This is a genomic window from Candidatus Eisenbacteria bacterium (assembly GCA_005893275.1).
Classification (GTDB): Bacteria; Eisenbacteria; RBG-16-71-46; order SZUA-252; family SZUA-252; genus WS-7.
Genome location: VBOW01000047.1, coordinates 1 through 12,751, shown reverse-complemented (window position 1 = coordinate 12,751; position 12,751 = coordinate 1). Strand labels below are relative to the sequence as shown.

Here is a 12,751-nt window from a genome sequence, read left to right as displayed (position 1 = left end):
CGCGAGAAGATAGTCGTCGCCGGGGAGCCCGTTTTCGATCGCGAGGCGGTAACCCGACGCCGCATCGGACGCTTCGATGTAATGCATGATCTGCGAGCCGTCGCCGATCATCGTGGATTCGCCGCGGCTCATCGGGCGGAGCACGCCCTTTTCGAACCAGCCGCCCCGCCCGTACACGAAGGCGGGGTTGACGCTCATCGCGCGGAGCCCTCGCTTCCGGTGCCGCTCCAGAACGGGGTAGGTGTGCCGATGCCGGACGCCAAAGCCACGGCCGTGCGTGATCTCCGAGGTCTCGCGGACCCAGCCGTCGGGATCCGGCTCATAGAGGAGCGCGCCGAAGGTATGGACGAGGAGCTTCTTGTGCCGGCGGCAGAGTGCCGCGAGACGATCCAGGATCTCGGCGAGCGTTCGCGCCTCGAGCTCGGCCTCCGGGCGATCCTTCGGCCCGGAAGATTCATCCGCGGGGAGCGCGAGATGGATCACGATGTCGGACTGCTCGATCGCGTGCTCCCACGACGCCGGGTCCCGGACATCGCCCAGCGCCGGGATGACCGCGTAGGGGAGCCTCTCCTTGGCTTCGATGCTCCGCACGAGCCCGATCACGAGATAGCCGTGCACCACGAGCTCACGGCACACCGCCCGGCCGATGGCCCCCGTCGCACCGGTCACGAGCACCGTGGGTTTGGAAAAATGCGTGATGACGGCCACGATTCAGCGCGCGGTGAGTCCCGCGAGGCGCCGCCACCCGAGAGGAAGGAGCGCCGCCGCCAGGCCGATCTTGACGACGTCGCCGGGGACGAAGGGCCAAAGCCCGACCGTGAGGACGGGGCCCGGCCCGACGAATCGCGCGAGCCAAAGGAGGCCCGCGCCCAGGATGGCCAAGTTCCCGAGGGTCATGGAAGCGATGGTCGTGGCGGCACGACGATCCCAGCCTCGCTCGGCGAGGGCCCCGCAGATCCACGCACCCAGCACGAACCCGGCGAGATAGCCTCCCGACGGGCCCGCGAGAACGGGAGCTCCGGATGCGCCCCCCGCGAACACCGGCGCGCCGGCAACCCCCTCCGCAAGGTACGCGAGCGCGGATGCCGCGCCGCGCCTGCTTCCGAGGATGGAGCCCACGAGCAGAACCCCAAACGTCTGACCCGTGACGGGCACGGGTGAGAACGGGAGCGGAACGGCGACCCACGCGGACGCGGCGATCAGCGCGCTGCCGGCCAGAACGAGGAAGATCTCGTACGCGAGGGGAGCGGCCTTCGTCGGCGCGTCGGGCCGCGCGAACGCGGGGCGAAGCGCCTCCGCCATCGTAATCGTATTCATAGGAGCAGCAGTGTATCCGGCGCGATCGGCCCGCTCAAGGTTACGTTTTCTTCTCTTTTTTCTCGGCGGCCGGAAAGAGGACGTTGTTCAGGATGAGCCGGTACCCGGGGGAGCTCTTGTGGAGGGAAAGGTCGGTCGGCGGGTCCCCGACCGCATGCTGGTAGTCCTCCGGGTCGTGGCCGCCGTAGAAGGTGAAGGTTCCCTTCCCGAAATGCCCGTGGATGTATTTCGCCTCCTCCGCGCCGGGAATTTCGGCAAGCACGGTGATCCCCGGCTTCAGGAGCTTTTTCTCGAAGGCGGTCGTCTGGCCCATGAACCCGGGAACGTTCGCCGTGTGGTCCTGTACGAGCATGCTCGGGACCGGATCCTGCTTCGCCGAGAAATCGAACAGGGTGAAATAGTCGTTTTGCTGGCCGCGCAGCATGTCCTTCGCGCTGGTGTCGATGTTCGAGTACTCGTAGACGAGAGGGCTCGGCTCGAGCTCGAAGTTTTGAAAGGCGAGGCACCGCCCAAAATCGAGGTTCTGTTGCGCGTGGGGATCCGGCGGATCGCCGTCGTATTCGGAGCCCACGATGTCGATCCCTTCCGCCGCCAGAGCAATATCGAAGGTGTCCGTCGCGGAGCACATCGCGAAGAGGAATCCGCCCGCGGCGACGTAGGACTTGATCGCGCGCGCCACGGCCTTCTTGAGCTCCGAGACTTTGGAGTAGCCGAGCTTGCGCGCGATGGCCACGTTCTCCGCGACTTGACGCCGGTACCAATCGGTCCCCGCGAAGGCCGCGTAGAACTTCCCGTACTGACCGGTGAAATCCTCGTGGTGCAGGTGAAGCCAGTCGTATTCGGAAAGCCGCCCCTGGAGCACTTCGGCGTCCCAGAGCTTGGTGTAGGGGATCTGGGCGTACTCGAGCGCGAGCTGGACCGCGTCGTCCCACGGCGGCGCCGTCGGCGGAACGTATACCGCGATGCGCGGAGCGGTCTCCAGCTTTACCGACTCCATGTTGTTGTCGGCGATCTCGGCGCGGATCTGGGCCACCTGCGCCCCGCTCACCGCTTCCACGAGCACGCCGCGAACCGCGGCTTCACTCGATACGCGGGCGTTGTCGGGGAGCAAGAAAGACCCGCCCCGGTAATTGAGAAGCCACTCGCCGTGGAACCCCTGCTGGAGCGCCCAGTAGGTGAGGCCGTACGCGCGGAGGTGGTCGGTCTGGACCGGATCCATCGGAACAAGCAGCTCCGCCCGGGCCGGGCCGCCGCCCGAGAGCGCGAGGACGAGGCCGCCCGCCGCGAGGAGGAATCGGAATGCCCGGCTCACAGCTGAAGTCGCTTCCGAATCTCGAGCACCTGCGCGCGCACGGGGGGCGCGAGCGGCGACGTGGGATAGCGCTCAAGGAGCGCTTGGTAGAGCCGGAGCGCCTTCGCCGGATCCTCGCCCATCGCGATCGATTCGTCCCCCGCGAGCTTCAGCGCGTAGGGCGCGAGCCGGCTCTTCGACGTAGAGTCCGCGATCACGAGCGCGTAGCGGATCGCGGCCGCGTGATCGCCGCGCTCCCGCGCGGTCTCGGCCAAGAGGTAGTGCCAATGGTATCGGACGCGCGCGTTTGGAAAGCGCGACAGCCCGGCCCGCGCGACCGAAGCGGCCGAATCAACGAGGCCGGCGCCCCGGAGCGCCACCGTGCGCGCGTAGAGGCGGAGCGCCTCGTCCCCGGGCTCCCGGTTCTCGCGGATGAGAAGAACGTGCTCGATCGCATCGTTCAGGAAGAGATTGCGCGGGAAGCGCGCCGCGAACTGCTGGAACTCGGCGGCGGCGGAATCGAAAAGCCCCGCCTCGAAGAGGCGCCGGGCCTCGTCGTATTCGCCGCCTCCGACCGTGTCCTGCGGCGCCCGGATCGAGAGATTCCCGAGAAGCGTGTGATAGAGGCCCTTCCCCTTCGCCGCTTCGCGCGGGGGCGCCGGGCGGGGGACGGGCGCCGAGGGCCCCGACGGCTGGATCGGCGCCGGGGCGGAGCCCCACGCGGGGGCGGCGGGCAGGATCGCGAGCACGAACGCGAGGGCCCGGGCGCCGAGAACCTTCCTCAATGCGCCTTCCCCTCGAGGATGGCCTGGAAGTACTGGTCCACGACCGCCCGGTATCGCGGCGAGACAGGATCGCGGCCGCCGCGCGCGAGGAGCGCGGCCAGCGAAGGCCTCGCCTTCAGGAGCTCGGCGGACAGAGCGCCGGGAGAGGAGCGCACGACGTCCACGCCGGGGCGCGAGGTCCGCCGCCTGGAGTAGTCCCGCTTCTCGACGCTCCGGGGCGCGTCGAGGAGGCGGCTCAAGATGCGCTGCTGGCGTTCGACCGTCTGCTGATCGAGCCTGCCGCCGCGCAGATCCTGAGCGACCTTCTTCATCTCCTCGCCGGTCTCGCCGAGCCGACCCATCGTGCCCCCGCTCTGGCCGAGCTTTTCCATGGCTTCCTTCAGCCCTTGGCGGATCGCTTCCTGCTCGGCCGCCATCCGCTCCAGCGCGCCGGCCTGCTCGGGCGTGAGCCTCCCATCCTGGCCGTTCCCTCCCTGGCCCCCGGGCATCATCGAGAGCGCCTCGCTGTTCAGCTTCTGCTGATCGCCGGCCAGGCCCTGAAGCATCTGCATGGCCTCCTGGAACCCGGTCGAGGACTTGGCCGACGCCATCGCGTCCCTCGCCTTGAGAAGCGCTTGAGCCGCCTGATTCAGAGCGATGGTCGCCTCCTTGCTCGCGACGAGTCCGCCGATCATGTCTTCCATCGAATAGCGGCCGACGGCGTTCTTCTGATTCCCGAGCGCGCGACCGATCGCCTCCATCACGTCGGGCGTGATGAAGAGCGTCTTCTTGGCCAGCTCCGAGATGCGGTTCGCGGCGCCCTCGGTGGTTTCCTCGAGACCCTGCTGGGTCGAGGCGCGCTCGCCCGTGGCGCTTTTCTCATCGTCCAAGAGATCTTCTTGCGCGTCCGCGATCTCGAGCAGATCCTGGATCGAGGCGTCCATCTTCCGCCCGACGTCGTTCTTCTTGCGGAATACAAAATCTTCTTTCATCTTGTTGACCGCGTTTCGCATCTCCTCGAGCTGATGGGCCAGATCCTGTGTGCTTTCCCTCGCCTCCTGCTTCATGGCGTCCTGAAGCGACCCGATCGACTTCTCGAAAATCGGGTAGATGCCCTGAAGCCTGTCGCGCTGCTCCTCCGCTTCGCGGGCCGACTCGGGATCCATCTGCTTCAGCTCCGTCGAAAGAGAATCGAGCGCCGCGCGCTGCTCCTGGCTCAGCTTCTCGATCTCCTTTTCCCCTTTCGCGAGATCTTTCATCTCCTCCGGCTGACGGGCGCGGGCGAGGGAATCGCTGAGCGCGAGCTGCCGCCTCGCCAGCTCCGAGGCCCGTTCGGCGACCGCCTCGAGCTTTTCCTCCATCTTGAGCTGCTTCAAAAGGTCGATCGTGCGCTCCAGATTGCGGACCACGTCCTCCTGCGTGAGCTTCATGTTCTGCATCGCGCGCTCGAGATCCTGGGGCGACATCTTGTTGAGCGCCTCCTGGACGCGCTGCATGGCGCGAAGGATCGACTGGTCGCGGAGCTGGTTCAAGAGCTGGTGAAGCTCGGACAGTTTCTGGACCAGCTCGGCGTTGAGCGCGCGTGACTGCGCCAGCTTGTCGGCGTCCTGCGAGAGCTTCTCCGCGACCTTGTCGATCTGCTCCCGGACGGTCTGCTGGCCCTCGAGCATCTTCTGGATGTCCTGCCCCTTCTCCCAGGGCAGCTCGCGGGTGCGCCCCATGTCGCGCGCCAGCTCCTCCGACTTTTCCTTCAGCCCTTGCGCGTTTCGGATCGCGTCCTCGAGGGTGGCGACGGATGAATCTTGCTGCCGCTCGACCGATGCGAGGATCTCCGCGGCGGAGGGGAAGCGCAGGGTCCGCGTCTCCGACCAGGTCACCTGGGGCCCGTCGATCTGGTTCCCGTCCTGGGCACCGACTTCGTACTGGATCTCCTCGCCCGGCAGGAGATTCAAGGGCGCGAGGGACCACGTGTACCGGACGGCCAGCTCGCGCACGCCGTCCCTTTCTTGGTGGAGGGTCTCGACGCGCTGCTCCTCTTCCCGGACGCGGTAGCGCAGGAGGACCTTCCTGACGCCATAGTCGTCGGTCGCCCCGGCCAGGATGGTCGCGGTCAAATCGCGCGTCACGTCCTCCACCGCCCCGGGCGAGAGGATGGTGACGGTCGGCGGGCGGTCCGGGATGGACTTGATCTCGTAGGGGCCGAGATCGACCCTGCGTCCCCGCGGGTCGGTCAGGCGGATCCGGTATTTCGCGTCGGAGCGGACCGGAACCGCGAACCGGGCGAGTCGCTCGCCCACCTCTCCGTGGATCCTCGCGGCGCCTCCCTCGTAGTCGATCGACGCGATGTCCACCGATCGATTGAGGAGAACCTCGACCCTGGCGTTCGTTCCACGCGGGGCGGCGAGATCACCCGTGATCGCGTTGGTCCCCTCGGAGGGGAGCCCGCAGTACGCGGGATACTCGTAGCGAATTCGAAAGCCGGATGCGCGCGGCAGATCTCGAACCGAGATGAGATAGACCGGACTGACCTGGTCGGAAGCGCGGACTTGATACGCGAGGTCTTCCTTCAAGTTGGCGATCACGGTCGCGTAGGCCCGCTCTCCCGCGCGCGGGCGCGCCTCGCCGGCCGCAGGCTCGAGCGTCGTTTCGCGCCATGGACGGCTTCCGGCCGATCGCTCTTTCGAGAGTAAGTGCGGCTTCCGATCGGTCCCCGCCACGTAGACCCGGACCGGGACCGAGGCCCCGCCCTCAACCTCTTCCGACCCGGGCTCGACCCGGATTTGGATCGGCGCCAGCGGGGCCGTTTCGGGATCGGCGATGCGCTTGACGCCCGTGACCGTGCGCGATCCGCCGAGCGCCGCAACCGCGGCCACGACGGCCAGGGCGATCCCGAGGCGCCGGATCGAGCTCGAGCGACCGCGCCACGCGCGCAGTAGCGGGAGCGGAAGCGAGGCGGCCCGCTCCGCCGCGGCACGGACCGCTTGCTGGGTGAGCGCGTCGGAGTAACCGGTCGCGAGGGCCGCGACCGAGCGCGTGGTCGCCCCACGGCCCAGCTCGAGCGCGGTCAGGAGCGCGTCCTCGCGCGGATCGATCAGGCGGCTCGCCTCCAGCGCGGCTTCGGGGAGCCCCGCGCGCGAGCGAAGCACTCGGACGAGCGTGAAGATCAAAGCCGCACAGGCCCCAAGGAGGAGCCCCGTGCGGAGCGCGACGTACTCGGAGCGATGCAGGGGCAGAAGGAGCGAGGCCAGGAGCGCGAGGCAGGCGAGCGCCATGACGCCGAACGTCGCGAGGAAGCCCGCCCGCTCGACCGAGCGCCAGAGGAGGAGCCGGCGCGCTCGCCGGAGCACGCGAAGCAAGGCTTCGTAGGCGGGATTCATCGCTTGGGCCTCAATGCGTCACCGCATAGGTCGCGAGGTTGATCGCGAAGCGCATCGCGGCCAGCCGCCTTTCGGCGGGATCGTCGTGAATTCCGGCGTCTTCGATTCCGTTGCCAATATCGCAGTCGAACGTATAGAGGACCAGGACGCGTCCGCCCTTGATCACCGCGTACACGCGAGCCGGGCCCCCGTCGTGCTCGTGGATCTTGGGCGCCCCCGCGGGAAAGGAATTCGGATAACGGAAGACCGCGTGGCTGAAGGGAAGCTCGGTGAGAGGCGTCTCGGGATAGAGCCGCTTGATGAGCTCACGGAAGGACTTGTCCATTCCGAAATTGTCGTCGGCCCAGAGAAACCCTCCCGCATCGAGGTAGCTTCGGAGCGAGCGGGCTTCCTCCTCGTTCATCTTTACGTTGCCGTGGCCTGTCATAAAGAGCATGGGGTAGTTCCAAATCTCGGGGTCGGTCGGGGTCACGACGGCTTCCTGGTCTTGGCTCACACGCACCTCCCCGCGTGCCCTGAGCGCGCGGAGAAGGTTCCGAAGCGAGCTCTCATCGGAGTACCAATCGCCGCCTCCCGTGTACTTGAGCCTCGCGATCGTGAACCCGCCGTTCAACTCCAGCTCGCGGGGTGCGGCGGACGGCGCGTGAACAGGCAAGGCGCATGCCATGCCGAGGGTGATGAGTGCCGCCAGGGCGGAACGGGGCATTTGGATTCGCGAGGGAAACCCGGTCACGAGGCCTCGGATCAGGGGGCTCTAAGTTGCTTCATTATATCAGATGGCGGCGCACGCCGTCCTGCATCGGGCTGTATGTAAGAGTACCTACGGAACGCGCTGCGGTTCCGTGCTGCGGAGATGTCGGGCGGGGTTAAGCAGCCGGAGCGTCGAGTTTTGCCGGCCCGAGGAGGGTGTGGGTCAACGACCCGGCCAAATTCTCGAATCGAAACCAGACCGCGTGCAGGGTGCTTCCCATCCGTTGGCCCGGATTAACACAGATCGTGGGACCCAGGCGATCGGCGAATCTCCCGGACACCGCCGGCGACTCGTGGATGTGGCCGTGGAGGGATATCAGGGGGCGATGGGTCTCGAGGAACTTGCGAACCTCGCGGGAGCCGACGTGGACTTCGCCGTGAATCAAATCGAGCGCGGTCCCGAAGGGCGGGCCGTGGGACACACAGACGAGCGGTGTGCGATCGGGGCCCAATTCGCGCCCGATCGTCTCGAGATCGGCCCCGATCCATTCCTCCCATTCGCGCCCGCGAAAATCGAACGGGTGAACCGAGCCGTCCTCCTGGCTCCGGAAGCCATCCATCCGTATGGGGCCGTTGAGCCCTTCCTCCCAGCGTTCCCAATCCTTGAGCGCGAACGGTGTCAGGCTCACCGAGCCGAGCCCCGCGATCCACGTTTCCGCGTCGAGCCGCCGCACCGTGCGGTGGATGTGGTGGAAGCGCTCGATGCCCGCCCGAAGGAGCACGGGGAGGTTCGCACGCCAGTCGTCGTTCCCCATGATGAAAAAGAGATCCGCCGAGCCGGCGTCCTCCCGGTACTCGCGTACCAGCGGAATCAGGAACTCCGTGAAGAACGCGCGTTGCTCCGGGACCGTCGCGTGAGGCGCCAGATCGCCGCCCAGAATCAAAGCGCGCACGCCGAGCTTGCGCGCGAGCGTCAGCGCCTCGGTGTAGAGCCCTCGGCTTCCGTGGAGGTCGGCGGTGTAGAGAACGTCGGCTTCGGAACGGGAGGAATCGGGCGCGGACACGTTATCGGGTCAATCTTCAGCGCGGATTTCCGTGAGAAACCAGCGGTTGTTCGTCGGTTTCGCGATGAGGGCGACGCGGACGGCGCGCCTTCCCTGGCGCCCCCCCCAATCGCCGGTCCAGGTCGCCGTCGCGCGGCAGATCCGTTTCTTCGGGTCGTATTGGAACCGTGTCATTTGGAATCCCTGCGTCCGCACGAGCCTCAGCTGATCTTGGAGCAGGAAGGCGGCGGCCACCCGCGTGAGCGCCGCCGTGAGCGGGGCTCCCGGCTTGACCGCGATCCTGACGGCGGACGTGTCGACCAGCGACGCGAGTCGCTCCGCGTCGGATGTGGCCCACGCGTCCTCCACGTCCGCGAACAGACGGAGCGCCGTGGGAGGCCCGAGCTCGGGGCGGGGCTCCGGTGCCGCCGACGGTGTCTCGGGCGTACACGCGGCGAAGGCTGGAGAGGCGAGCCCGGCAATGAGCAGGATGGCGGTTAGGTTCACGGGATGGCCCGCTACGGGCGGCGCGCCGGCGCTACTTCTTCCCGCGACCCGCGCGCTCGAGGGAGAGCTGGACCTCAAGCGCCAGACCGCTTGCGACGTAGACGGACGAATAGGTGCCGAAAACGACTCCGACAAGCATCGCGAACGAGAAGTCGTGTATGACCTCGCCCCCTAAGGTGTACAGAGAAACCACCGTCAGAAACACGGTGAAGGACGTGATGATCGTACGGCTCAGTGTCTCGTTGATGGCGATGTTCATGACCTTCTCCGGAGGTTCCCGGCGGAGCGTCTTGGATCTTTCGCGGATTCGATCGAAGACGACGATCGTATCGTTGATGGAGTACCCCGCGATGGTCAGAAGCGCCGCGACCACCGTCAGGGTGACTTCCTTGTTCGTGATGGAGATCGCCCCCAAGGTGATGAAGACGTCGTGGAACAGCGCCACGACGGCGCCCAACGAGTATCTCCAATCATAACGGATTCCGACGTAGATGAGGATGAGCCCCAGGGCCACGAAAATCGCCTTGATCGCGGCCCCTCGAAGCTCGTTTCCGACCCGCGGCCCGACCGATTCGACGCGGATCACGTCCACCTTCGTGCCGGGGTGAGCTTGACGCAGCGCGGACGGGACCGCCGTCGACGGGCTTCCCCTCCCGGCCCTCGACTCGACGCGGATCAACACCTGACCCGGCCTATCCAGCTTCTGAATCTCGCTCCCCGTGAATCCCGCATGGTCCACGCTCGTGCGGACGGCGTCCACGGAAACCGGGGGCGTGATCTGGAGCTCGAGGAGGGTCCCGCCGGTGAAGTCCACACCGTAGCGCGGACCTCCGTGCACGATGAGGGAGATGATCGAGACCAACACGAAGGCACCCGACACCATGAAAGCGATGTGCCGACGCGCCATCCAATTGACGTTGACCCCGTGAAGAATTTGAAGCATTCGACGCTCCTAAATGCTGATGGAAGCCAGCTTCCGGCGAACCGACCAGGCATCGAAGATCATCTTGGAAATCCCGACCGCCGTGATGAGGTTGATGATGAGCCCGATCGAGAGCGTGACCGCGAACCCTCGAATGGGACCCGTCCCGAACCACATCAGCGCGAAGGAGCTCAAGAGCGTGGTCACGTGCGCGTCGATGATGGTGCGGTACGCGCGCGCGTAGCCCGTTTCGATGGCGGCGATGACGGTTCTCTTGTTTCGGAGCTCTTCGCGGATCCGCTCGAAAATCAGGACGTTCGTGTCCACCGCCATTCCGATCGTGAGCACGACCCCCGCGATCCCGGGGAGCGTGAGCGTCGCGTGGAAACCGGCCATGCAGGCCAGAAGTCCCATGATGTTGAGGATCAGCGCGACCACGGCGACCACTCCCGAGATCCGGTAATAGATGATCATGAACAGGACCACGAGCAGGGCTCCGACCGCGCCGGCCCGAACGCCCTTCTCGATGGAATCTTGCCCCAGCGAGGGTCCCACCGTGCGTTCCTCGACGACGTTGACCGGGGCCGGGAGGGCGCCCGATCGGAGCACGATCGCGAGATTCTGCGCCTCCTCCTCGGTAAAGCTGCCCGTGATCGAGCCCTGGCCGCGCGGGATCTTCTCCTGGATGTTGGGGGCCGACTGGACCTTTCCGTCGAGCACGATCGCGAGCCTGCGACCCACATTGGCCCCGGTGATGTCCGCGAAGAGCGCCCCGCCGCGGCTCGTCAGGTTGAACGAGACGCCCGGTGCGCCGGGTCGCGCCGGGTCCAGGTCGAGGCGCATCTGGGCGCTCGCCACCTCCGACCCTTTCATCAGCGCTTCCTTCCCGACCACGTAGAGGCCTCGCGCCGTGCGCCCCGAAACTTCGGTTTCGTGCGCGTCCCACGCCAGCACCGCGTCGGTGACGAACGTGGAATCGACTTTGAGCCGGCCGATCATCTGATCCACGATCGGCACGTTCTCGCTTAGGACGACGGCCTCGGAATGGGACGAGGCGAGGAGCTTCGAGGTGAACGGATGGAGGATCGAATCGGGGGCGGTGCTGTCGGGAGGAACGCCTCCGCGCAGCTTCCGCGCGAAATATGGGTCCACGCGGTCGTAGAACGCCCTCGCTTCCTCCTCGGTCTTGACCAGCTTGAATTCCAGAAGCGCCGTCTGGCCGATCAGGGCCTTGGCCCGCTCTTGGTCGAGCAGGCCGGGGAGCTGGATCAAGATCCGGTTTTCCCCCTGCTTTTGGATCGAGGGCTCGGCGACCCCGAATTGATCCACGCGGTTCCGGATGATCTGCATCGCCTGATCCACCGCGTTCTTGGCCTCCACGGGGCCGAGCTTGGAGCGGTCGACCTCCAGCAGCAGGTACATGCCCCCCTGGAGGTCGAGGCCGAGCTTGATGGACCTCTCCCGCAGCTTGGCGTCCTTCTCCATCCGGGAACGTTCCGCTTCCGTGGTCGCGGCGGACGGGCGCGCCTGGAGAACCTCCTGCCGGCGCTGCGGGCTCAGCGAATAGAATTGGAAGGTGGGCCAGAGCGTCCAGACCGACGCCAGCACGAAGATCGCCGTGAGGTAAAGCTTCCACTGGTCGCTTCGCGTCATCATGGCGTCGAACGCCTCGTCATAAGCCCCTTTGCTGCTTCATGAAGTCGGGTAGAGCCTCGATGGAAAGACAAGGCAGGCCGCGGAGCGTAGCCGAACGGAAGACGCGAAGTCAATGCGGGATTTAGCGCTGGCGCGGACGCCTGACGAAATTCCGGTATGGGAAGGTTCCGGATCGCCGCGATGGTACAATCCGCCAGGACCCGATCGACGGCGCCCAAGCGCCCCGTCCCGATCCCAAACCTCGTCGGCGAACGATGCCCCGAAGCCCGCGCGCGACAATCCTGGTGGTCGACGACGAGGAGGAAATCTGCGAGCTCGTGAGCTACAACCTCGCGCGCGAGGGGTACCGCGTCGTGAAAGAGCACGACGGCGAGTCGGCTGTGGACCGCGTCTTCAAATCGCTACCGGATCTCCTCGTGCTCGATCTTCTGCTCCCCAAGATGAGCGGCCTCGAGGTGCTCCATGCCATCCGGTCGGAGCCGCGCACCCGTTCCCTCCCGGTGCTCCTCCTGACGGCGCGCGGGACGGAGATGGACAAGCTCGTCGGATTCGAGCGGGGCGCGGACGATTACCTGACGAAGCCTTTTTCCCCGAAAGAATTGGCCGCCCGCGTCCAGGCGATCCTCCGGCGCACGCGCGGAGAGGAGACCGCCACCCCGACGAAAATCGGTCCTTTCGAGTTCGACCGCGAGCGCCATCGGGTCCTGCTCCACCGCCGCGAGCTGAGCCTCACTCCGACGGAGTATCGGCTTCTCGAGTTCCTGCTCGAGAGGCCGGGCAGGGTCTTCTCGCGGGAGCAGCTTCTCGACAAGGTCTGGGGATTGGGCTACTTCGGTGAGACGCGGACGGTCGACGTCCACGTGCGGCGGCTCCGGGCCAAGCTCGGGCGAGAGTCCGGGCTCATCCGAACGGTCACCGGGGTGGGCTACGCGGCCGACGTCTCCGGGAAGTAACACGTGACGTCCCTCACGGCCCGGCTCTATTCGCTGATCGCGATCCTCCTCGGAGTCGGGCTTCTCGCCACCGGAATCGTGCTCGACCGCGATTCACGCCAAACGACCGTTCACCTCCTCGAAGCCGAAGGGAGACGCGAGCTCGCCCTGCTTCGGGTCTCGGCGCCCGTCGCGGAGATCCGGCGCGGGGACATCGCCGCGGTGGACGCGTGGTGCGATCGGGCCGGAGAG

12 protein-coding genes are annotated in these 12,751 nt (G+C 66.6%); 2 read left to right on the top strand and 10 right to left on the bottom strand.

Annotated features, from left to right (window positions below; translation table 11 throughout):
* From E6K76_09455 to secD, 10 genes are all read right to left on the bottom strand, one after another.
* Positions 1-708, bottom strand: a 708-nt coding sequence (locus E6K76_09455; GenBank protein ID TMQ57879.1) for an NAD-dependent epimerase/dehydratase family protein, incomplete at its 3' end; no start/stop codon positions are given.
* A gap of 3 nt (positions 709-711) precedes the next feature.
* The gene (locus E6K76_09450; GenBank protein ID TMQ57881.1) at positions 712-1,302 is read right to left on the bottom strand and encodes a biotin transporter BioY; all 591 of its coding nucleotides are present in this window, start codon (positions 1,300-1,302) and stop codon (positions 712-714) included.
* Between the two features lie 55 nt (positions 1,303-1,357).
* Positions 1,358-2,548, bottom strand: coding sequence for an asparagine synthetase B (locus E6K76_09445; GenBank protein ID TMQ57880.1), 1,191 nt, complete (start codon positions 2,546-2,548; stop codon positions 1,358-1,360).
* A gap of 77 nt (positions 2,549-2,625) precedes the next feature.
* Positions 2,626-3,393 carry a tetratricopeptide repeat protein gene (locus tag E6K76_09440; GenBank protein ID TMQ57878.1) on the bottom strand — a complete coding sequence of 256 codons (768 nt, stop codon included), beginning with the start codon at positions 3,391-3,393 and terminating at the stop codon, positions 2,626-2,628.
* Positions 3,390-6,749, bottom strand: coding sequence for a hypothetical protein (locus tag E6K76_09435; protein ID TMQ57877.1), 3,360 nt, complete (start codon positions 6,747-6,749; stop codon positions 3,390-3,392). The genes E6K76_09440 and E6K76_09435 overlap by 4 nt, the downstream gene beginning before the upstream one ends.
* A gap of 10 nt (positions 6,750-6,759) precedes the next feature.
* On the bottom strand, positions 6,760-7,455 hold the full coding sequence (locus tag E6K76_09430) for a DUF4159 domain-containing protein (protein TMQ57876.1): 696 nt from the start codon (positions 7,453-7,455) through the stop codon (positions 6,760-6,762).
* Positions 7,456-7,615: 160 nt separating this feature from the next.
* Positions 7,616-8,503: a hypothetical protein gene (locus E6K76_09425; protein TMQ57875.1), complete on the bottom strand. Its 888-nt coding sequence runs from the start codon at positions 8,501-8,503 to the stop codon at positions 7,616-7,618.
* A 9-nt stretch (positions 8,504-8,512) separates the two neighbouring features.
* Complete coding sequence (locus E6K76_09420; protein TMQ57874.1) at positions 8,513-8,989, bottom strand: hypothetical protein; 477 nt, start codon at positions 8,987-8,989, stop codon at positions 8,513-8,515.
* Between the two features lie 31 nt (positions 8,990-9,020).
* Positions 9,021-9,932, bottom strand: a complete 912-nt coding sequence (gene secF / locus E6K76_09415) for a protein translocase subunit SecF (protein ID TMQ57873.1) — start codon at positions 9,930-9,932, stop codon at positions 9,021-9,023.
* A gap of 9 nt (positions 9,933-9,941) precedes the next feature.
* Positions 9,942-11,567 (bottom strand): protein translocase subunit SecD, encoded by a 1,626-nt coding sequence (gene secD / locus E6K76_09410; GenBank protein ID TMQ57872.1) that lies wholly within the window; start codon positions 11,565-11,567, stop codon positions 9,942-9,944.
* 254 nt (positions 11,568-11,821) lie between these two features.
* On the opposite strand from secD, the gene E6K76_09405 reads away from it, so the two are divergent.
* Complete coding sequence (locus E6K76_09405; GenBank protein TMQ57871.1) at positions 11,822-12,520, top strand: response regulator; 699 nt, start codon at positions 11,822-11,824, stop codon at positions 12,518-12,520.
* A gap of 3 nt (positions 12,521-12,523) precedes the next feature.
* Positions 12,524-12,751: hypothetical protein (locus E6K76_09400; protein ID TMQ57870.1), on the top strand; the 228-nt coding region annotated here is incomplete at its 3' end.